Below are 21,414 nucleotides of genomic sequence, written 5' to 3'. Positions count from 1 at the left end.
CGTCACTCGAACGGGCCAAGCCATGCGACCAGCTTTTCTCCTTTGCGCAATCATCGGCCTGTTGAGTGGCTGCGGCAAAAACAGCGCCACATCACCCGAAAAGCCCGCGCATGCCGAGGCCGTCGGCCATGAAACCGAATTGCTTCGCCTCACTCTGACGCCGCAAGCGACACAGCGGCTCGGTATCAAGACGGAGCGCGTCGGGCAGGATAGCATAACAGCACGGCGCGAAACTGCCGGCGAGATCGTCATTCCGGCCGGTGCAGGCGGCGTACCGACGGGCGCGCTGAGCAATATTGCGCTGATCGGCATGCAACAGGTCACCGCCGATGGCGAGATCGTCCGCGCCCGCGCGCAAGCGACCCTTGCCCGCACTGCACTGACCCGTGCGGACGCGCTGGTGCGCGAAGAGGCAGGAAGCGTACGGGCACGCGATGAGGCAGCCGCCGCGCTGACAACGGCGCAGGCCGCGGTCGCGGCGGCGATCGCGCAGCGGCGCCTGCTTGGTCCGGCAATCGGCGCGATGACCCGCCAGTCAAGCCTGTGGGTGCGCGTCCCCGTGTTCGGCACCGACATCGCGACCGTCGAACGCAGTCGTGCCGCTGAAATACGCCCGCTCGGCGACTCCGGTCCGCCCCGTATCGCAAGGCCGATAGAGGCACCTCCATCTGCCGATGGTGCCGCCGGCACGGTCGACCTGTACTTCGCGCTCGACAATCGCGACCGTGCCTATCGCGTCGGCCAGCGCGTTGCCGTCGCGCTGCCGATGGGCGACGGCAACGCCTTCGGAATTTCGGTACCGGCCGCGGCGATCGTCAGCGACATCTATGGTGGCGAATGGGTCTATCAGCGCACTGGCTCCAGCACCTTCGTGCGTCGCCGGATCGAGATCACCTCAATGTCGGGTAGCCGCGCGATCCTGGCCCGTGGCCTGTCGCGCGGTAATGAGATCGTGACAGCAGGCGCGGCGGAATTGTTCGGCACCGAATTCGGCGTGGCGCACTGAGATGCTGGCCTGGCTCGTCCGCGCAGCGCTGACCCAACGCGTCCTTGTCCTGGTAATGGCGGCGCTGCTCGTCCTGCTCGGCATTCGCGCATCCACCGACGTTCCGCTCGACGTCTTCCCCGAATTCGCACCGCCGATCGTCGAAATCCAGACCGAGGCACCGGGCCTGTCGACCGAAGAGGTCGAAAGCCTGATCACCGTGCCGATCGAGACCGCCGTCAACGGCGTCCCCGATCTTGCGACATTGCGGTCGAAATCGGTGCTCGGCCTGTCGTCGGTCACGATCCTGTTCGATCGCGGTATTGATGTCATCCGCGCGCGGCAGCTGGTGCAGGAGCGTGTGACGCAGATCCAGGGCCGGCTGCCCGCCGCCGCCCGCGCGCCGGTGATGCTGCCCCCCTTATCCTCCACCAGCCGCGCGATGAAGATCGGCATCACGTCGAAGACCCTCGACCAGATGCAATTGTCGGAACTTGTCCGCTGGACGATCCGCCCGCGATTGATGGCGGTACCGGGGGTCGCCAATATCGCGGTCTGGGGTCAGCGCGACCGCCAGATCCAGGTGTTGGCCGATCCGGACAGGCTTCGCGCCGCCGGCGTCACGTTGAACGAGTTGCGCACCGCCGCCGGGGATGCCGTGCTCGTCGGTGGCGGCGGCTTTGTCGACACGCCCAATCAGCGGATTGCAGTGCAGCAAGCCGGCGCCGTGCAGAACGCCGATGACCTCGCGCGCACCGTGATCAAGGTGGCGGGCGGGGCTTCGATCCGGGTCGGCGATGTCGCGCGGGTCGTCGATGGCCATGCCGCACCGATCGGCAATGCGATCATCGATGACGGTCCGGGCATCATGCTGATCGTCGAAAAGCAACCGACCGGCAACACGCTCGAACTGACGCGCAAGGTCGAGGCGGCAATCGCCGAGCTCCGCCCCGGCCTGAAGGATGTCTGGATCGACACGACGATCTTCCGCCCCGCAACCTTCATCGAACGCTCGATCGACAATCTGACCCGCGCATTGATGATCGGCTGTCTGCTTGTCGCGGTCATCCTGTTCGTCTTCACGCGCGACTGGCGACAGGCAGTCATCAGCCTCGTCGCCATTCCGCTGTCGCTGCTCGGGGCGGGGCTGGTGCTGCTGTGGAGCGGTGCGACGATCAACACGATGGTCATCGCCGGCCTGGTCATCGCGCTCGGCGAAGTGGTCGACGATGCGATCATCGACGTCGAGAATATCGCCCGTCGCCTGCGCCTCAACCACGAGGCGGGCAATCCGCGCAGCGCATTCGACGTCGTTCTGTCGGCCTCGCTCGAGGTTCGCTCGGCAGTGGTGTTCGCCTCGCTGATCGTGATGCTGGTGTTCCTGCCGATCTTCTTCCTCGGCGGAGTCGCTGGTACCTTCTTTCAGCCGCTCGCGATCGCCTATGTGCTCGCGATCGGCATGTCGCTGCTGGTCGCGCTGGTCGTAACGCCGGCACTGTGCCTGTTCCTGCTCCCCAACGCGCCGATAAAGGAAGCCCGCGACACCCGCCTCGTCGCCGCACTCAAGCGCCGTTACACGGGCGTCCTGCCCCGAATGGTGGCACGGCCGAGTCTGGCGATGGGGATCATTGCGACCGGGTTGCTCGCCGCCGGCATTGGCTATGCGAGTTTCAAGGATCAGTTCCTCCCCGATTTTCGGGAAACCGACTTCCTGATGCACTGGGTCGAGAAGCCCGGCACCTCGATCGAGGCGATGGACCGGATCACGATCCGCGTCTCGAAGGAGTTGCGCGCGATACCCGGCGTGCGCAATTTCGGCGCGCATATCGGCCGCGCGGAAGCCGCCGACGAAGTGGTCGGCCCCAACTTCACCGAATTGTGGATCAGCCTCGACCAGCAAGCCGATTACGACACCAGCGTGGCCAGGATCAAAGCCGTGATCGATGGCTATCCCGGCCTGTTCCGCGATGTGCTCACCTATCTGCGGGAACGCATCAAGGAAGTGCTGTCGGGCGCCGGGGCAAGCGTGGTGGTCCGCATCTACGGCCCGGACCAGGTCGAATTGCGCGCGGCCGCCGATCGGGTCAAAACGAAAGTCTCCGGCTTGAACGGCGTCACCGATCTCAAGGTGGAACAACAGGTCCTCGTCCCGCAAATCCAGATTCGCCCGCGCCCGGCCGACCTCGCCACATTCGGGCTCACACCGGGTGAGGTCAGGCGCCAGGCGCAGACGCTGGTCGCGGGACAGAAACTGGGAGAGATTTACCGCGATCAGAAGGCGTTCGACGTCGCGCTATGGGGTGAACCATCGATCCGCGACAATCGTCACGCACTTGCCGATCTGATGATCCAGTCACCGACCGGCGCACCCGCTCGACTACGCGGCGTGGCGGATATTCGCATCGTCCCTGCCCCTAACGAGATCAAGCGCGAGAATGGTCAGCGCCGCATCGACGTGACGATGAACGTGAAAGGCAGCGACCTCGGCTCGACCGCACGCGCGGTCGAGACGGCAGTCGCCGCCATGCCCTTTGCGCAGGGCTATCATCCGCGCGTGCTCGGCGAATATGCGGCGCTGAAGGAATCGCGCCAGCGCCTCTGGGCGACTGGGCTGCTCTGCCTCGTCGGCGTGCTCTTGCTGGTGTGGCTGGAATTTCGTTCGACGCGGATCACCGCGCTGGTCGGGCTCAGCCTTCCGTTTGCGTTGGTCGGCGGCGTCATTGGCGTCGCCCTGACCGGTGGCGTGTTGTCGCTTGGCTCGCTGGTCGGATTCGTGACCGTCATCGGTATCTCGGCGCGGAACGGCATCATGCTCTTGTCGCACTATGACCATCTGCGCCGGGTGGAGGGAGAGGATTTCGGCCCCGGCCTGGTCCTGCGCGGCGCGGAAGAACGGCTGGTGCCGATCCTGATGACCGCCGCCTGCGCTGGCCTCGCGCTGCTGCCGCTGATCCTCGCCGGCAATGCGCCCGGACATGAGATCGAGCATCCGATGGCGATCGTCATCCTTGGCGGGCTGGTATCTTCGACCGTGCTCAATCTGTTCCTGATGCCGGCGCTCTATACCCGCTTCGGCAAGGAGCGCGCGCCGGCAGATGCGCCATTGGCGGGAGTGCCGGCATGACGATGCGCCGAATGATGCCGCTCGCCGCACTGCTGGCGAGTGCTTGTATGACCACCCCCGCAACGCCGCCGACCGTTGCGCCACCCGCCGCACTCGGCCCGTTTGCCGGCCCGCCGACAGCCTCGATCGAGCCAGTGCCGGACGATTGGTGGCGCCTCTATGACGACCCGGTGCTCGATCGGCTTGTCCGGGCCAGCATCGCTGCCAATGCCGATCTGCGCATTGCTTTCGCCAATCTCGATGGTGCGCGCGCGGCGCAGCGGCAGGCCAAGGCGCTTCGCCTGCCACAGGTGATTGTGGAAAGCAGCGGCGGGATCGACAATCCTTCCGCTCAACCAAGCGCGGCCAATGTTCCCGCGAGCGATTACGATATCGCGGCAACGGCAAGCTGGGATGTGGATCTGTTCGGCCGCCTGCGTTCCGGCGCGCTGGCCGCACGCGCCGATACCGATGCCGTAGCGGCGGCGTATGACGGCGTGCGCGTGGCCGTGGTTGCCGATACCGTGCTTGCCTATGTCGATTTGTGCGGTGCCAATCAGGCTCTCATCGTCTCACGAACCGTCGTTGCGGCTCAGCAGCGTGCAGTGACGATGGTCAGCGATCAACTGCGAGCGGGTGAGGTTTCCCCACTCGACTTGTCACAGGCCGCCACCTTGCTAGCGGCGGCGGAAGCGGGTGTGCCGCCATTCGAAGCGGCACGTGCCAATGCGCTGTATCGGCTGGCGACACTGCAAGGTGTCTCGCCGGCCGCCGCGCGCGAATGGCGCCTCGATTGCACGGCGGTCCCGACTTTGTCCGGCCGGCTGCCGATTGGCGATGGCGCCGCGTTGCTCCTGCGTCGCCCGGATATCCGCGAAGCCGAACGCCGCCTTGCCGCAGCCGCCGCGCGGATCGGCGTCGCGCGCGCCGATCTTTACCCGCGCCTCAACCTTGGCGGGGCGTTTGGCCTGCTTGGCGGCGGCTTTGCCGCCACCGCATCGCCGCTGATCTCCTGGGCCTTTCCCAACCAGGGGCCGGCCCGCGCGCGCCTGCAGCAGGCCCGCGCCACTGAACGGGCTGCGCTGGCCGGTTGGGACGTCGCGATCCTGCGCGCCCTTCGCGAAGTGGAAACGGCACTCGCTGCGCAGGATGCCGAGGCACGACGCCATCGCGCACTGGACGAGGGGGCGGTTCAGGCCGGCGATTATGCTCGCCGCGCCGCCGCCCGGGTGCGGCTTGGCGATGCAGCACCGCTGCTGCGCATCGACGCCGAACGCTCTCTCGCCTCGGCACAGCTCCAGCGCGCGCAGTCGAGTCTGTTGCTGGCGCAAGGACAAGTCGCCCTTTTCCGCGCACTCGGCGGCGGGTGGCAGCACGCGCCGGTTGCGGTAGTAGAGACACTATGAGAATCCTGATCGTCGAAGACGATGCCGAAACACGCAGCTTCGTCATGCGTGGGCTGAGCGAAGCGGGGCACCATGTGGCCGCCGCCGCCGATGGGCGCGAGGGCGTGTTCCTAGCCACTGACGGAGCGTTCGATGCAATCGTGGTCGATCGCATGCTGCCCGGCATCGACGGCCTGTCAGTGGTAAGGATGCTGCGCGCCGGTGGCAGCGCCACGCCGATTCTGATGTTGACCGCAATGGGCAGCATCGAGGACCGGGTCGAGGGGCTGAATAGCGGCGCGGACGATTATCTGGTCAAGCCGTTCGCCTTTTCCGAGCTGGCCGCGCGGATCAACGCGCTGGGTCGCCGTCCTACGTCTCAGGCCGAACCCAATCGGCTAAGCGTCGGCGACATCGAACTCGATTTCGAACGCCGGACGGTCAAGCGCGCTGGTCGTCGAGTCGTGCTCCAGCCGCGCGAATTCGCGCTCCTAGCTGAGCTGATGCGCAATCCCCGGCGGGTGATGACGCGCACCATGCTGCTCGAGCGGGTGTGGGACTTCGACTTCGACCCCAAGACCAATATCGTCGAGACGCATCTCAGCCGGCTGCGCTCCAAGCTCAACGCCGGTTTCGATGACGATGCGATCGAAACGATCCGCGGTGCCGGCTACATGATCCGCAGCGGCTGATGCGGCGCTCGTTGAGCCGGCTTTGGCGCTCGACCTTCGGGCTGGCGGCGATCGTCAGCGCGGTGCTCGCCCTGGCAACGCTGGCGATCGGCGGCATCGCCTATCAGGTGACGCATGAAGCGCTGGAGGAGCAGCTCGATCATCGCACCGCAACCGAGACACGCGCCCTGCTGGCCGAACCCGGCGCCGATCGGCTCGCCGCACTGGCCGCCGCGATTCGCCGGCGCGAAGCTGTCGCCGAGATCGACCATCTCGGTTATATACTGATCAATGCGCATGGCCGTCGGATCGCCGGATCGCTTGATGCCGCGGCGCCGACAGGGCTTGGATATGAGGAATTTCTCCATCATGCCGACGGGCGGATCGCACAGTCGCTGACCACCGCCGTGCCGGGAGGCGGGCGGCTGGTGGTTGCCGCCGATCGCGGCGCATTGGGCCAGACCGACCGCAACCTGCTGATCCTGTTCGCGGTCGCATTCGGCGCGATGCTGTTGCTCGGCGCGGGCGGAGCCTGGACGGTCGGTGCCATTACCGCCTCGCGCCTCAACCGAATCGATCGTGCAGCGCTCGCGATCATCGGCGGAGACTTGCAGCGACGCATGCCCGTCGATGGATCGGGCAGTGAATTCGATCGCGTATCGACGACGCTCAACCGCATGCTCGACCGGATCGGCGCACTGATGGACAATCTGCGCCAGGTGTCGAGCGACGTCGCGCATGACCTGCGTACCCCGCTTACCCGGCTCAGCCATCGACTCGACGAAGCGCTGGCCACCGGCGACGGCGCGGCGCGCGATGACGCAATCACCGCAGCCGCCGCACAGGCCGAAGAACTGCTCGAGATATTCGCGGCATTGCTGCGTATCTCCGAGGTCGAGGCGATGGGTGTGCGGCGTCATTTCCGCCGTGTCGCGCTGGGTGACGCGATCGGCGACCTGCTCGACACCTATCGTCCCGACGTCGAGGCAAGCGGCCATCTGCTGGTGGATTCGGTCGATCGTGCGGTCACCCTGGTCGGCGACCGCCGACTGCTTCTCCAGCTGGCCAGTAATCTGCTCGACAACGCCCTGCGGCATACGCCGCCCGGCACGACGATCAGCGTCGCGCTGACCACCGACGATGACGGCGTAATCCTGACCGTTGCCGATGACGGCCCTGGTGTCGGCGCGGACGATGCAGGTCGATTGTTCCAGCGCTTCAGCCGCACCGAACGCAGCCGGTCGTCGGACGGCCACGGACTTGGTCTTGCACTGGTCCAGGCCATCGCGACAGCGCATCATGGCGCCGCGCGCCTGCGCGATGGTCGCGGCTTTGCGGTCGAGGTCCGGCTTTCGACGCCGCGCTGAACATTACCGTTTCCATAGGGCGGCTATACGATCACCGTAGGACTATGATCGGGTGACGGCGGCGCGTGTCCTCGCGCGACAAGATCGATCATCGTCCCTCTCCTATCCAATGAAACCAGCGGCGTAGAAAGCCACGCCAAGCGCGGAGGTGGTCGCAAGCGTGACGATCACGCCGGTATTGAATTTGAACATCGCGACCATGGCACCGGCCGACAGCAGCAGCGCCCAGGGGTCGAGGCTTGATGGCACGGGCAAGTCGAAACGGAGCGCACCGACCGACAACGGGGTGACGGCCCGAAACAATGTGTGAAGCGCGAACCAGATCGCGAGGTTGAGCACAACGCCAACCACAGCCGCCGTGATCGCCGATAGCGCACCGGCAAGTGCGGCATTGCCGCGCAGCCGTTCGATGAAGGGGGCCCCGAGGAAAATCCACAGGAAGCAGGGCACGAACGTCACCCACGTCGCGAGCAACCCGCCGAGCGTTCCCGCCAGCAACGGTGGGAGCAATCCGGGGTGACGATAGGCCCCGAGGAATCCGACGAACTGGAGCACCATGATGAGTGGACCCGGCGTCGTTTCCGCCATGCCCAGCCCGTCCAGCATCTCGCCGGGAGAGAGCCAGTGGTAAGACTGCACAGCTTCCTGAGCGACATAAGCGAGCACGGCATAGGCTCCGCCGAACGTCACCATTGCCATCGTCGAGAAGAAGGTCGCGATCTGACTGAACACGCTGCCGGAGCCAAGCAGCAGCAGGAGTGCTGCGACCGGCAACAGCCAGAGCGCCAGCCAGATCAGCGCGACCCGCAATGATTGTCTGAATCCCGGATTGGCGTGGGCGGGAAGTTCTTCGCCAAGCAAGGTATCGGCGTCGGCGACAATCTCGCCGCCACTGGATCCGTGGCCGCCGCCTGCCTTGAATGCTGTGGCGCCGCGCCGCCCGCCGACAAAGCCGATGATACCTGCCGCAAGAATGATCACCGGGAACGGAACACCCGCGAAGAAGATCGCGACGAAGGCGGACGCGGCGATCACGCGCATGGTGGTGTTCCTGAGCGAGCGCTTTCCGATGCGCATCACCGCCTGAAGCACGATTGCCAGCACCGCCGCCTTCAGGCCGAAGAACAGAGCGGAGACGATCCCCAGCTTACCGTAGAGGGCATAGACCCAGCTGAGCGCCATGATCGACAGCGCGCCGGGCAATACGAACAGCACCCCCGCGACGATCCCACCACGCGTCCGGTGGAGCAGCCAGCCGATATAGGTGGCAAGCTGCTGCGCCTCCGGCCCGGGCAGCAACATGCAATAGTTCAGCGCATGGAGAAAACGATGCTCGCCGATCCAGCGTTTCTCCTCGACCAATATGCGGTGCATCACCGCGATCTGACCGGCAGGACCACCGAACGACAGCGCGGCAATTCTGAGCCAGACCCAGAAGGCTTCGCCGAGTGTAACCGGCTGCGGACGCTGGGGCGCGGCGTCGAGTACCACGGCGGTCACGGGCGCTCTCCGCGCGCCTTATGCGCCGTCCAGTCATGCGTTTCCCCGCGCGCATCGCGGCACCAGCGATAGAGCGCGTCATACATCAGCATTCCGGCATCGAGTTGTTCGAGGTCGTCGGCATACATGCGCGACAAGCCCAGCGACATGGCGAGCAACCCCGCCGCTTCCGGCACGATGTCAGGGCGCGCCGTGTCGGCCCCGCGCACGATGGTGGCCAGATGTGCAAGAGCGGGAAGCGTTCCCAATCCGAACGTTTCAACCATCACATCGAAAGTGCATCGGTCGCCATCGTGGCTCCACCGAACACCTTCAATATCGAACGGCGTCGCACTGAATCGCTCGGCAACCCCCGGGACTTCCGATGGCGTAACGAACAGAAACACCGCGTCAGGATCGACGAAGCGGCGGATCAGCCACGGGCAGGCGATGCGATCAACCTTGGGTCTTGCTCTTGTCACCCAGATCGTTCGGCCTCGCGCATCGCGAGGTGGCAGCGCCGCTTCGGGCACCATCGGATAGCCCGCAATGCCCCAGCCGAGCGCGCCGCCATCCAGCACCTCAGCCCCGACCCCCGATTGACGCAGCCATGCGGCAACGCCCTCGCTGAGCTTTTGACCCTTCTGGCAAATGACGACCGCGCTCTGTCCGGCGAATGCGGGTCCCCATTCGGCGACGGTGGCGAAATCGTGGCGGACCGCGCCCGGCACCAACCGGGCATCCGCGGCAAAATCTTCGGCGGTCCGAACGTCGATGATCGCGGGGCCGCCAGGCGTCCCGATCAGCTTGAGCAATTTGTCAGGAGAAATCGAATTAATGGCGGGCATGGTGCGTCCTCATACGGTTGGGACGCGATGCTTTGGCGTGCCGCCTCGTGGGGAGATCGCAATCCCCATACCCTGATTACAGTGCCTTGGCGTGCTTCTGTCAAGCCACGGCGTGACAATGGTCACAATCATCCTGATGGTCTAGCGTCGCCTGATACCTGCCAAGTTCGTTATCGGAAAACATCCGCAGAAGCGGCTTACTCAGCTATGATGTCAGCCTCGCCCTCACGGAAAAATATGAACGCCCACTCCAATACGGAGGTTCATTCATTGGCCGACGCCCCCGGCCAGAGCGTATCACGGTTGTCGATCATATCGGTTGAACCACCCGATAATGGCCTCGACCCTGGCCGCGGACTGACTTGGACGGGCGGCCATTTCGTGGAATGCGCCCGGAACCCTGAGCAGGCCGGTCGGGACACCACGATATTGCAGCGCGCCGTAGAATTGCTCTGCTTCCGCGATCGGCGTGCGCACATCCTTCTCCCCAACCACCACCAGAGTCGGTGTTTTGACATTGGAGACCAGCGACAGCGGCGAATGCTTCCAATAGCCCTCCGGATCCTCCCAGGGTGCTTTGCCGATCCAGTTGCTCATCACCTTGTATCCGGCATCCGACGTCAGCGCGAGGCTGGTCCAGTTGATCGCCGGGCGCTGGGACGCGGCGGCGCGGAATCGGTCGGTCTTGCCAACGATCCAGGCCGTCATGATTCCACCCCCGGACCCTCCGGTCACGAACAGGCGGTCGGGATCGGCAAATCCTTGCGCGACCGCAGCATCCACAACGCTCATCTGGTCGCTATAGTCGATACCGGGATAGTCGCGACTGATCGCATTGGCGAACCTCTCGCCATAGGAGGTCGAACCGCGCGCGTTGGCATAAACGACGACATAACCGGCCGCCGCGTAGAGTTGGTCGTCGGTCGAGAAATAGGGTCCGTAATGCAGGAACGGGCCGCCATGTATCTCCAGGATCATCGGATATCGACGCGAGCGGTCAAAGCCCGGCGGCATCAATACCCAGGCGTCGATCGGTGTGCCGTCGGATGCGGTCACCTTTAGCGGCGCCAGCGCGCCCAGCGATCGTTTGTCCAGCAATGCAGCGTTGAGCCGGGTCAACCGCTTGACCACATCGTCGCGAACGATCGTCACGTCGGCGGGGTGATCGAAACCGCCCTGCGGGATGGCGACGGTGCCGTCCCGCGCGACCGAGAACGCACCACCGCTATAGGGAAGATCGAGGCCGCTATCGGCCAGCCCTTCCGCGAGAGGGCGAACGATGCCGCCCAATTCGAACCGGACCACCTTGTTGACGCCCCGGTCCTCCAGCGCAGCAAAGAGGCTGCGCCCGTCCGCCGCCCAGGCCGGGGTGTTCAGGCTGCGGTCGAGATCTTCGTGCGCGACGCGGACATGACCGCCATCGGCATCCATGACGTAGATCTTGCGATTTTCGTAGGGACGGCGGCGGTGATCGTCATAACCGCTAAAGGCGATTGTCCGGCCATCGGGCGAGACAGCCGCTGAGGCCGCCGGACCGTCAAGCTGCGTCAATCGTGTCAGCGCGCGTGCGGCAAGCGAGACCCGATAGATCGCGCTGCGATAGCTGTCGGTTTCCCAACCCTTGTCGCGACGACCGGTGAAGACCAGCGACAGACCATCCCTTGCCCATGACACGGGTCCGGCGTCATCATATGGGCCAGAGGTCAGTTGCCGGGGCGTCCCGCCAGCTGCAGGCACCATGAAAACATGATCATAACCGGGATCGAGATCGCCCTTCCCGTCCTTGTGGTACATGGCGCGGGTCGTGAGCGTGATCGGCTTGGCCCAGTCGGCGCCAACCGGCTTGACCAGTGTCGTTCCAAGCGTCTCGGGCGGCGCCGAGGCATGCATGATGAAAGCGATCTTCGCACAATCCGGCGACCAGGACAAAGCCGAGGCCGGGCTGACCAGCGTGGCGATACGAACGATGCTGCGCGAGGCCAGCGCATAGGTGAACAGGCCCCGCGCCTGCCCCTTCGGCGCGGCCGTGAATGCCAGCAACTTGCCGTTCGCGCACCAGCGCGGCTGCGCGCCGGTGGCAGCTACACCGCCGAGCGGCCGCTGCACGCCGCTATGCGTGTCGACCAGCCAGATCGATTCCAACCCCTCATCGGCCATGATGTCGTTGCTGATCCGGACATAGGCGATCTGATTGCCGTCAGGACTGATTTGCGGATCGCTCGCCTGGGTCAGGCGAAAAATGTCCTGAGCCTGAAACTTGACCGGCGCCGCTGGCGCTCCCGCCATCGCCACCCCCGACATCGCAGCCAAACCCGTCGCAACCAGTGTGCGCAACGCCGCCATCTATCTTCCCCTCATACGCGCATCGATACCGTCAATGAATGACGATCCCGCAAGGCAGGCGGCTCTTGACCGGGTTGCGCAACACCCGATCCGAGAACATGACGCCCCGCCTTTATAGACGCAATCCAGCAAGCTCCGGGGATCACGGCGATGCCCGGGTTGGAATGCCGTTCACATATCGACCCGAAGCGAGAGCGAGTAGACCCGCGGCCGGATGAGATAATAATCCGCATACCCGTCCGTCCCGGTTCCGGTCGAATAATAGCCATAGCTGGCCTGGGAAACGCCCTTCGAATTGAACAGGTTCGAAACACCCAATCCAACCTCGAAGCGCCCCTTAGACACTTTCGCACGCAGATCGGCCGTAGTGTAAGCCGGCAACATGAGCGCGCTGTCGATCTGGGCCTGGCGCTTGCCGGTATAGGTCAGCGTGCCGGACAAGCTCAGTTCCGTACCGGATGGCCCCGCCGTGACGAATTCCGGCTGAAAACTTGCCTGCAGCTTCGGCGTGCCCGGCAAGCGTGTGCCCGCCGGAACCTCGAAATTACCAGTGTAGCCGCCCGCGACATCCGTCGCGAAGTTGCGCGTACTTTGGAACGGCGCCTTGGTCTTGGCATCGGTGTAGGTCATGCTGCCGTTGAACCGCAAACCCTCGACCGGGCGCCAGCGTATCGCGAGTTCAGCCCCCTTCGACACAGCCTTGCCCACGTTCGAGATGACCAGAAAGCCATTCCGATCGGCCGATGTGATCTGAGGATTCTTCCAGTCGATATAAAAGGCGCCGACATCCACATTGAGCGTCGACGTCGGGGCCAGGCGAATGCCCGCTTCATAATTCCAGAGATTGTCGGACTTGTATTCCGCCGCGCCCGGCGCAGTATTCACCCCGCCGAACCGGAAGCCTTTCGCGGCCAGCGCGTAAAGCACCGTGTCACCGGGCAGCCGGTATCTGGCCTGGAACTTCGGCGTAAAGCCGCTCTCGGTGTGCGTCAGCGACCGGGTATTGGCACTGGATGCCAGCGCGGCGGTCCGGACCTGATCGAAACTGACGCTGGTATGAAAATACCGTCCGCCCGCGCCCAGTTCCAGCCCGCCGATATCCAGTTCGACCTCTCCGAAAACGGCACGCTCCTTCGCGATGCCGTCGCGCGAGACGTTGAAGTATAAATCGTCATGGACCGGATCGTTCGCACCAACCAGGAAGACGTTCTGCGTCCGGTGAAAATTCACATCCTGACCAAAAACGCCGATCAACCAGTTGAAACGACCTTTTTTTGCTGAGGCCGCACGAAATTCCTGCGAAAAACCGTTGGAGTTGCGGGCCTCGATGTTGCGCGCTTCGGTGACTTGCGGAAATGGCCCGAAGCCCAGAAAATCTTCGGAAGGAACATCGATCCCGGTGGTGACATCCGGCACGAGGAGCCGGGTGAGATCGCCGTTCGCATTTCTCGTCTTGCTCTGATGCGCCGTCAACGAAGTCAGCTTCACTGGCCCGAGGAGATAATTCACCTCAAGCTTCGCCATGCTGAAGCGCGAATTGTAGGACGAGGGATGGCGCGAGTTATAATAGCGCACATCCGGCCCTACCGAGGCCGACGTATCACCCTGATGCGATTCCTGATAGATATACAGGCCGTCGATCGTCAGCCGGTCGTCGGGCCGGTATAGCGCGAGAACGCGGCCGCCCTTTACCGATCGGCCATTCACATTCTTCTCGTTCGTGCCGATATTGTCCTGATAGCCGGGGTCGTTCTGATATTGCCCGACGAACCGCAGTGCGAACGTGTCGGAGACGACCGGCAGATTCAGCGCGGCATAAACCGAGGCCTGAGCTTCGCCGCCCTGCGCGACATCCGCCGTCACCATCATCGAACCGCCCGTGTCGGCGAGGTCAGGCTTCTTGAACGTGTAGTTGACCGCACCGCCCAGCGAACCGGAACCATAAAGCGCGCCCTGCGGCCCGCGCAGCACTTTCACCGCATCAAGATCGAACGCCGAAATATCGGGCGTCGACACATATTGGAACGGATCGGTGAACGGCACGTCTTCGATATAGATTCCGGTCGGCAACTGCCCGACGCTGGTATTGTCGGACGACGTGCTCGTGCCGATACCGCGGATCGACAGCAATGAGCCATCAGCGGATCCCTTGTTGAACTGAACGCCCGGGGTCAGTTTGAAGATGTCTTCGGCGTCCTTGGCGCCCGCCTTTGTCAGATCCTCGGACGACACGACATTGACGGTACCCGCAACGTCGCGGATATTCTGCGCGCGCTTGCCGACGACGACGATGTCCCCCTGCTCGGCCGGGGCCGCAGGCTCGTCCTGACCTTGGCTCGCAACATCCTGCGCCATCGCGACGCCGCTCTGCAAGAAGACCGCCATGGCCATCGTCGACCCGACAATTTTAAGCAATCGGACCGGAGTACAAATCCTCTTTGACATCCCTAGCATCCTCACTGAATTAAAAATCCCGCGGAACGGCTATCACTTTCCCTCAAGCCGACCGTAACACCATTTTTATGGTTGTTTAATTTTACTTCTATCAACCAAGCCCACGTATTTTACAGAAATATGCGCCACATTACTTACTGGTGTTGCCATTATACTTTGACGAAATCCATTCTCGATAAAGCACATTAGGATAAGTGATCATGCCAGCCCAATGCCGGATCGGCATATAATCATGCAGGGCAGCGGCTGAATTCGCTGTGGCGGAAAGCTGCCATGCCCGGCCTTTGCTGCACGCGGTCACCGGTCACGGATCAAAGAAATGCGCCAAGCGCCTGCAGCAAATCCTGCGACGCCTCCTCTTGCGGGCTGTGTCCGCAGTCGATCGGACGGCCGCTGACATCACGCGCCTTGTCGCGCCAGGTGGCGAGCACGTCATACAGTGCGCCAACCGTACCGCGGCCACCCCATAGCGCCAGAAGCGGGGCTTCGATCCGGCGATCGCAGTCTTCGGCATCATGTTCCAGATCGATGCCGGCGGCGGCGCGATAATCCTCGCAGATCGCGTGACGCGTGGCGGGATCGCGATAGCAGCGCCGATACTCCGCCAGAACCCGTGGATCGACGACGCCCTTGACCTTGATCTGCCCGGTCAGATGGCGATCGAGAAAGAAGTCCGGATCGGCTGCGATCATCCGTTCGGGAAGATCGAAGGGCTGGATCAGGAAGAACCACCAGAAATAGCGTGTCGCGAATTCCTTGTCGGTCCGATCATACATCGTCGCGGTCGGCGCGATGTCGATCAGGACGAGACGATTCACCTGTTCGGGATGATCCAGCGCCATACGGTGCGCCACGCGTGCGCCCCGGTCGTGACCAACCACGGCGAAGCGGTCGAATCCCAGCCATCGCATCACCGCGACCTGGTCAGCGGCCATCGCCCTTTTCGAATAATTCACATGATTGTCGCCACCCGGCGGCTTTGCGCTGTCGCCATAGCCGCGCAAATCCGTCGCGATCACGGTGAATCGTTCGGCGAGCGCCGGCGCGACCTTATGCCAGGTGAGGTGAGTCTGCGGATGCCCGTGCAGCAACAGAAGCGGCGGGCCGGAGCCGCCAATTGCCGTGCGGATACGGACCCCTTCCGCGTCGATGTCATACCAGCGAAACCCTGGCATCAGGGCGGGATACCCGACGATCCCGGTCATCGGGCCGATTCCTCGACCAGCCAGGGATGTTCGGCAAGATAGGCTTGCTGAAAGGAATGAATTCGCGCCGAATGAGTGAGCGTATCGCCGATGCGGTCCAGCCCGAGCAGCAGCGCACGCCGGACATCGGGGTCGATCCCGAAATCGATCGACACGTCCCCGGCGATGATAATCCGCTTTTCCAGATCGATGGAGATCAGGCCGGTATCGTTGGACAGGCAGGCCCCGAGCGACGCGATCTCAATCGGATCGAGTATGATCAGGAGCAGCCCGTTATTGGCGGCGTTGTCCGCGAATATGCCGGCAAAGCCAGTGCCGATAATGGCGCGTATCCCATATTGCAGCATCCCCCACACGGCATGCTCGCGCGATGAGCCGCAGCCGAAATTCGGCCCGACCAGCAGGAAGCGGGTATCCGCCATATCTGCGCGATGCAGCAGGAATTCCGGACGCTGTCGGCCTTCCGCATCGAACCGCAGATCGTGAAACAGACCCAGTGCCAGACCGGCGCGGTCGATGCCCTTCAGAAATGCTTTCGGCATGATCACATCAGTGTCGATGTTCGCTGCGGGCATCGCGGCGATACGCCCGGTCAACTGCGTGAAGCGCTCCATCACATTGTCTCCGGCGATGGAAAGCGCCGCACATCGACGAGCTTGCCGGTGACCGCCGCAGCCGCCACCATTGCCGGGCTCATCAGATGCGTTCGTCCGCCAATGCCTTGCCGCCCCTCGAAATTTCGGTTCGTGCTCGACGCACACCGCTCGCCGGGCGCCAGCATGTCATCGTTCATCGCCAGACACAGCGAGCATCCCGACTGACGCCACTCGAAACCGGCATCGATGAAAATCCGGTCCAGGCCCTCGGCCTCCGCCTCACGCCGCACGGTGCTGCTGCCCGGCGAGATCATCGCGCGAACCCCAGGTGCGACCTTCCGTCCGTCGAGAATGCGCGCGGCATCGCGCAGGTCAGTGATCCGGGCATTGGTGCAGGACCCGATAAAGGCCCGATCGATCGATATACCCTGCAGCAGCATATGCGGCTCCAGTCCCATATAGGCGATCGCGCGCGCGACGTCCGCCTGGCGGTCGATCGGCATATCGTCGGGATGAGGGACGCGATCGCTGATTGCCAAAGCCTGATCCGGACTGGTTCCCCAGCTGACCATGGGCGGGACATCCTCGGCGCGCAGCACGACTTCGGCATCGAAATGCGCCGCCGCATCGGTCACCAGTTCCGCCCATTGTTCACGCCCCCGCTCCAACATCGCCGCCGGAGGCGTGCGCGGGCGGCCCGAAATATAGTCGAGCACCTTGTCGTCGGGGGCCATCAACGCCACCCGCGCGCCACATTCGACCGCCATGTTGCACATGGTCATGCGCGCCTCGACCCCCAGGGTGCGAATGGCTTCGCCCGCGAACTCCAGCGCATAACCGGCCGCTCCGCCCGCCCCGATCAGCCGGATGACCGCCATCACCGCATCCTTTGCGGTCACACCCGTTGGCAGGCGCCCGTCGATCGTCACGCGCATATTCTTCAGCCGGTGGTAAATCAGCGTCTGTGTCGCCAGCAGATGCTCGATATCCGACGTCCCGATGCCGAACCCGACGGTGCCGAACGCGCCATAAGTCGTGGTGTGACTATCCCCGGCGGCGATGACCAGTCCGGGCAGAACCCAGCCGAGATCCGGCAGGACGACATGTTCGATGCCTTGCCGAGGATGCAGCACGTCATAGATCTCGATCCCGAAATCGCGACCGTTCTGCACGAAATAATCGATCTGCCGCTGCGCACCGCCGTCGCTGCTGCCGGCACCGCGCGCGGGATCGGTCGAATTGACATGATCCACCACGCCCAATGCGGCTTCAGGCCGCCAGACCCGCCGTCCGGCATCGCGCAGCCCGCTGAACGCTTGCGGGCTGGTATATTCGTTCAACACCGTCCGATCGATATACAGCAGCATCCGTTCTCCGGCGCCTTCGGCCTCGCCGAAGGACAAGATCCGATGCCGATCGATGATCTTGTCGTAGAGCGTTCGCGACGCTGGCATATCATTCCCTCTTGGCGGTTTGCGAAAGCGGGACTTACAGTGCGCGTAACGTCCGTTACCAATGCCGGGAATTTATCAAACCATGCGACACACGCGGTAACATGGACACAATGTGGCTCGAAGACTTCATCACGCTCGCCGATGAGATGAACTTCTCGCGGGCGGCCGAAGCGCGCAATATGACTCAGCCCGCCTTCAGTCGCCGGATCCGCGCGCTTGAAGACTGGATCGGTGCGACATTGGTGGATCGTGACACGCACCGGATCGCATTGACCGAAGCGGGTTTCGCCTTTCGCGGCATTGCCGAGGAAATCCTGCGCAGGCTGTCGCTCGGTCGCGATCAGGTCCGTGAGATCGGGCGGGCGCAAGTCAGCGAATTGCGTTTCGCGTCCACTCACGCTCTCTCAGTGACATTCTTCCCATCCTGGCTTCGCAGCCTGGAGGACGGATGGGATGTGGGCACCGTCACGCTCGTTGCCGACCATATGACCGCGTGCGAGCGTTTCATGCTCGAAGGTAAGGCCGACTTCCTGCTGTGCCACCATCATCCGGCCGCATCCCATCGGCTCGATCCCTCGGGTTTTTCATCGCTGCATTTGGGTGACGATGTCCTGCTGCCCGTTTCTGCTACGACATCCGATGGCGCCCCGATTCATCGCCTGCCGGGCACCGACGCCAATCCACTGCCCTATCTCGAGCTCGAGGACCGGTCAGGCATGGGGCGGATTTTACAGGCGGCGAAAGTGGTCGGCAGCGGGATCACCGCGCTGCAACCGGTCTTCAGATCGCATATGGCCAGCGTTCTCCTGACCATGGCGCGCGATGGACGCGGCGTCAGCTGGACCCCGCTGAGCCTCGCCGAAGCCGACCTCAACGAAGGACGACTGGCGCTGGCCGGCGACGATCGCTGGCATATCCCAATCGAAATACGGATATTCAGGCCGCGAGCGAGACGGAGCCAGAGAGTCGAGGCATTCTGGGACATGCTGAAAGCCCGAAGCGCATAGCCGGGGCCGGGCGGAGCCCGTCGTGATCCTGCCCTATCTTGCCGGCTTATACTCCAGTATCTGCGTCGACACGGCAGCCGCGCGCACATCGTCGGGATTCATGACGATCTTCTTCAACTCGTTGGTCTCGTGCATCATCGTCTGGTCCGAGAGGTGCGGGTTGCCGACCCCATGCGGATCGATGAACCGACTTTGCCCGCCGGCATCGACCACCGAATAGAGCGCGGGGTGATCGGGGTTAAGCTCCATCAATCCGACCCAGCCCTCACCGCCATTGTGCGGGGCCATTGTCGGCCCGATCCGAAGGATGGCTGACAAACGGTTCGATGGGTTGTCGTCATCGGGAAGTTCCGGACGATCAGCCCTTTTCGCGGCTACATCGTAATATTTCCAGAAAACCGGCATCCGCCAATCGGTCATCGCCTTGCCGGGAAATTGCGGCTTGATCTGCCCGACGGTCGCCTTGATCGTCTCGACCAGCACGGCATTGCGATCGCGGCCGTGGAAATAATCGAACGCAAGCGGAGCACCGGCCTTGTCGCCCTGGAATGCGCGCAACAACAGGCTGGTCTGATATCGCAGATATCGTCCTTCATCGACCTTGCTCCACCAGTCGCCGAGATCCTTGCCAAAGACCATGGCGGGCGCGACGTTCAGCCAGGTCCGGAACAAGGTCAGCCCGGGATTGTCATATCGATAGTCGGCATCAAGGTCTTCGTAGAGGCCGTTATAGGACAGCATGAGCTCGCCGGCCTGCTTCACCTCCGCATCGTCGCTGGCGGCAATCGCCGCGCGAATGTAAGGCGCAAAGAATGCCGGTGTCGTCTGCGTCCGATCCTGCGCGCCCATCGCATTGAAAATCTTGCGATTGAACTCGCGCATGTCCAGCAGCGTGATCGCATTGTTCGAGGCGGCGAGTTGATTGCCCAGCCAGGTCCGGAATGTCGCGCCGATACGGGCATCATTCCCTTCGGTCGACCAGCTCGTGGCCTTGCTGTTCCAGCTATGGATATAGCCCTGGCGCGGGTTGAGCATGTGCGGCCGCTCCTGCGGCGTCAGGAAGCCGGCCCATTCATACTCGCCGGTGCCTGGCGTCGGCAGGCGCGGATCCGCCCCAGGTGCCAGCTTCGGCAAGTTACCAGCTTCCCAGAATGCAATCTGGCCATCCTCGCCACCATAACAGATGCCCAGATTCCAGCCGACGCGATCCACGCCCTTCGTTTCGAAATCCGACAAGCTCTTCGCCCGCGCCATTTCGACGATCCCGACCCAGGTATCCAGTTCCTTCCCGCGGAGACCAAAACGATGGGAGTAGGCGACGCCATGTTCCACATCCCAGTTCACGATCGGGCCATGGATCGTCCAGGCGACCTCATGCGTGAGCGGATCGCCGCCCTTGACCATGATGGTCTCGGTCCGATGCTCCATGGTCTTCCAGCGGCCCTTGAACCAATATTGATATCGGTTCGCCGGGTTCAGGCGCTCGGCGAAAATCGTATTCGCCTGCGCCACGCCCGATGTCAGCAGCCAGCCATGCTGCACGCCACGTCCCATGAACGGCGGCCCCCAGCCGTTGAAACTGAAGCCCGTACTGTCGAACCCGCCGCCATTGAGATGGATTTCCGGACCATCGGCGGTGGCCTCCATCATCAGCACATGACCACTCGCCGACTTTTTCGGGCCGATGACCAGGCAGCGGCTGGCTTCCTTGGGCAGCTCCGCCGGAACGGTCGCGATCTGTTGCAGCGATCGGAGATCGACCGCTCCGGCCTGTAACGACAAATGGGTTGCGACGGGCATTGGCCGGGCCGGCGCCAAATCCTCGCCCCGGGGTATCGCCGTGGGTGAATCAGGATCCGAAATCGGCACGACGTCGTCGAAAATCTGGCGTCCGACCTTTTCGCCATAACGAGTGGTCATCGCGTTCAGAAACTGGAGGTTCTGTAACTCGGAGCCTTCGCGCCCACTCGGGACGGACGCGATGTAACCGAGATAGTCGGTCAGGGTCCACGGCGTCAGCTTGATGCCCCAGCGGATGAACTCCAACGGCATCTTGTGCTCGGGATCGGCGTTGACCTCGCCGATCGCGCGATTGACCCCATCGACGAACGCCTGGATCATCAACTGATGCTCGATCGGAATGGCCCGGTACATGCGCATCAGTTCGGCGCTGGAAAGCTGCCGATCGCGGCCGGTCTTGTCCGATTCGATCGCTGATTTACCCAGGATTTCGGCGCGCCGACCGGTCGCGCCACGCCGGGCAAGCTCCATTGCCGCCAGGCGATCCTGCGTTTCGGCATAACCTGCGCCAAACATGATTTCGGCTGATGTCTTGGCAAAGATGTGCGGCACGCCCTTCGCATCCCGGTAGATCGTCACCTGATCGTGCTGAGCACTGTCGGCATTGGCCGACTGCCGTTGAGCGTCGACCGCCGAGGCGAGGAACAGGGCCGCAAGAAGAGCCGTGCTTTTGCCGGTTACGGTCACGAAATTTGCCAGTCGCATGATGCGCCCTTC

14 protein-coding genes are annotated in these 21,414 nt (G+C 63.4%); 6 read left to right on the top strand and 8 right to left on the bottom strand.

The window, feature by feature from the left end; genetic code table 11:
• The first annotated feature begins 61 nt into the window (after window positions 1–61).
• From OO12_RS07750 to OO12_RS07730, 5 genes are read left to right on the top strand one after another with little or no spacing between them, the layout of a single operon-like run.
• On the top strand, window positions 62–1,006 hold the full coding sequence (locus OO12_RS07750; RefSeq protein ID WP_200887411.1) for an efflux RND transporter periplasmic adaptor subunit: 945 nt from the start codon (window positions 62–64) through the stop codon (window positions 1,004–1,006).
• Between the two features lies 1 nt (window position 1,007).
• Complete coding sequence (locus tag OO12_RS07745; RefSeq protein WP_034158099.1) at window positions 1,008–4,109, top strand: efflux RND transporter permease subunit; 3,102 nt, start codon at window positions 1,008–1,010, stop codon at window positions 4,107–4,109.
• Complete coding sequence (locus tag OO12_RS07740) at window positions 4,106–5,494, top strand: efflux transporter outer membrane subunit (protein WP_052215645.1); 1,389 nt, start codon at window positions 4,106–4,108, stop codon at window positions 5,492–5,494. Before OO12_RS07745 ends, OO12_RS07740 begins: the two co-directional genes overlap by 4 nt.
• Window positions 5,491–6,165 carry a response regulator transcription factor gene (locus tag OO12_RS07735; RefSeq protein WP_034158098.1) on the top strand — a complete coding sequence of 225 codons (675 nt, stop codon included), beginning with the start codon at window positions 5,491–5,493 and terminating at the stop codon, window positions 6,163–6,165. The genes OO12_RS07740 and OO12_RS07735 overlap by 4 nt, the downstream gene beginning before the upstream one ends.
• On the top strand, window positions 6,165–7,511 hold the full coding sequence (locus tag OO12_RS07730) for a sensor histidine kinase (protein WP_034158097.1): 1,347 nt from the start codon (window positions 6,165–6,167) through the stop codon (window positions 7,509–7,511). The genes OO12_RS07735 and OO12_RS07730 overlap by 1 nt, the downstream gene beginning before the upstream one ends.
• A 102-nt stretch (window positions 7,512–7,613) precedes the next feature.
• Here the strand turns inward: OO12_RS07730 and chrA are convergent, their stop codons facing one another.
• The 7 genes from chrA to leuC all read right to left on the bottom strand — a co-directional run bounded on the left by chrA (window position 7,614) and on the right by leuC (window position 17,890).
• The gene (chrA, locus tag OO12_RS07725) at window positions 7,614–9,011 is read right to left on the bottom strand and encodes a chromate efflux transporter (RefSeq protein ID WP_034158096.1); all 1,398 of its coding nucleotides are present in this window, start codon (window positions 9,009–9,011) and stop codon (window positions 7,614–7,616) included.
• Window positions 9,008–9,838, bottom strand: a complete 831-nt coding sequence (locus tag OO12_RS07720; RefSeq protein ID WP_034158095.1) for a chromate resistance protein ChrB domain-containing protein — start codon at window positions 9,836–9,838, stop codon at window positions 9,008–9,010. Before OO12_RS07720 ends, chrA begins: the two co-directional genes overlap by 4 nt.
• Before the next feature lie 297 nt (window positions 9,839–10,135).
• The gene (locus OO12_RS07715) at window positions 10,136–12,181 is read right to left on the bottom strand and encodes a S9 family peptidase (protein WP_034158094.1); all 2,046 of its coding nucleotides are present in this window, start codon (window positions 12,179–12,181) and stop codon (window positions 10,136–10,138) included.
• A gap of 171 nt (window positions 12,182–12,352) precedes the next feature.
• Window positions 12,353–14,566: a TonB-dependent receptor gene (locus tag OO12_RS07710; protein ID WP_034158093.1), complete on the bottom strand. Its 2,214-nt coding sequence runs from the start codon at window positions 14,564–14,566 to the stop codon at window positions 12,353–12,355.
• Window positions 14,567–14,946: 380 nt separating this feature from the next.
• A complete protein-coding gene (locus OO12_RS07705) occupies window positions 14,947–15,840 on the bottom strand; it encodes an alpha/beta fold hydrolase (RefSeq protein WP_034158092.1) in 894 nt (297 codons plus the stop codon).
• Window positions 15,837–16,454 (bottom strand): 3-isopropylmalate dehydratase small subunit, encoded by a 618-nt coding sequence (leuD, locus tag OO12_RS07700; RefSeq protein WP_034158091.1) that lies wholly within the window; start codon window positions 16,452–16,454, stop codon window positions 15,837–15,839. Before leuD ends, OO12_RS07705 begins: the two co-directional genes overlap by 4 nt.
• The gene (gene leuC, locus OO12_RS07695; RefSeq protein ID WP_034158090.1) at window positions 16,454–17,890 is read right to left on the bottom strand and encodes a 3-isopropylmalate dehydratase large subunit; all 1,437 of its coding nucleotides are present in this window, start codon (window positions 17,888–17,890) and stop codon (window positions 16,454–16,456) included. The genes leuD and leuC overlap by 1 nt, the downstream gene beginning before the upstream one ends.
• A 101-nt stretch (window positions 17,891–17,991) precedes the next feature.
• Here leuC and OO12_RS07690 point away from each other — a divergent pair, with 101 nt between their 5' ends.
• Window positions 17,992–18,897 carry a LysR family transcriptional regulator gene (locus OO12_RS07690; RefSeq protein WP_034158089.1) on the top strand — a complete coding sequence of 302 codons (906 nt, stop codon included), beginning with the start codon at window positions 17,992–17,994 and terminating at the stop codon, window positions 18,895–18,897.
• Between the two features lie 33 nt (window positions 18,898–18,930).
• Here OO12_RS07690 and OO12_RS07685 read toward each other — a convergent pair whose 3' ends face one another.
• Entirely contained in the window at window positions 18,931–21,402 is a 2,472-nt protein-coding gene (locus OO12_RS07685) for a penicillin acylase family protein (RefSeq protein WP_034158088.1), read from the bottom strand.
• Window positions 21,403–21,414 lie beyond the last annotated feature (12 nt).

The organism is Sphingomonas sp. ERG5 (genome assembly GCF_000803065.1).
Classification (GTDB): domain Bacteria; phylum Pseudomonadota; class Alphaproteobacteria; order Sphingomonadales; family Sphingomonadaceae; genus Sphingomonas.
The sequence above is the reverse complement of the archived record's forward strand: the minus strand, read 5'-3'. Positions and strand labels throughout refer to the sequence as shown.

Coding starts and splice junctions, on each gene's coding strand:
- OO12_RS07745 (WP_034158099.1), top strand. CDS start 1,008: ATGCTGGCCTGGCTCGTCCGCGCAGCGCTGACCCAACGCGTCCTTGTC.
- OO12_RS07740 (WP_052215645.1), top strand. CDS start 4,106: ATGACGATGCGCCGAATGATGCCGCTCGCCGCACTGCTGGCGAGTGCT.
- OO12_RS07735 (WP_034158098.1), top strand. CDS start 5,491: ATGAGAATCCTGATCGTCGAAGACGATGCCGAAACACGCAGCTTCGTC.
- OO12_RS07730 (WP_034158097.1), top strand. CDS start 6,165: ATGCGGCGCTCGTTGAGCCGGCTTTGGCGCTCGACCTTCGGGCTGGCG.
- OO12_RS07720 (WP_034158095.1), bottom strand. CDS start 9,838: ATGCCCGCCATTAATTCGATTTCTCCTGACAAATTGCTCAAGCTGATC.
- OO12_RS07715 (WP_034158094.1), bottom strand. CDS start 12,181: ATGGCGGCGTTGCGCACACTGGTTGCGACGGGTTTGGCTGCGATGTCG.
- OO12_RS07710 (WP_034158093.1), bottom strand. CDS start 14,566: ATGGCGGTCTTCTTGCAGAGCGGCGTCGCGATGGCGCAGGATGTTGCG.
- OO12_RS07705 (WP_034158092.1), bottom strand. CDS start 15,840: ATGACCGGGATCGTCGGGTATCCCGCCCTGATGCCAGGGTTTCGCTGG.
- leuD (WP_034158091.1), bottom strand. CDS start 16,454: ATGGAGCGCTTCACGCAGTTGACCGGGCGTATCGCCGCGATGCCCGCA.
- leuC (WP_034158090.1), bottom strand. CDS start 17,890: ATGCCAGCGTCGCGAACGCTCTACGACAAGATCATCGATCGGCATCGG.
- OO12_RS07690 (WP_034158089.1), top strand. CDS start 17,992: ATGGACACAATGTGGCTCGAAGACTTCATCACGCTCGCCGATGAGATG.
- OO12_RS07685 (WP_034158088.1), bottom strand. CDS start 21,402: ATGCGACTGGCAAATTTCGTGACCGTAACCGGCAAAAGCACGGCTCTT.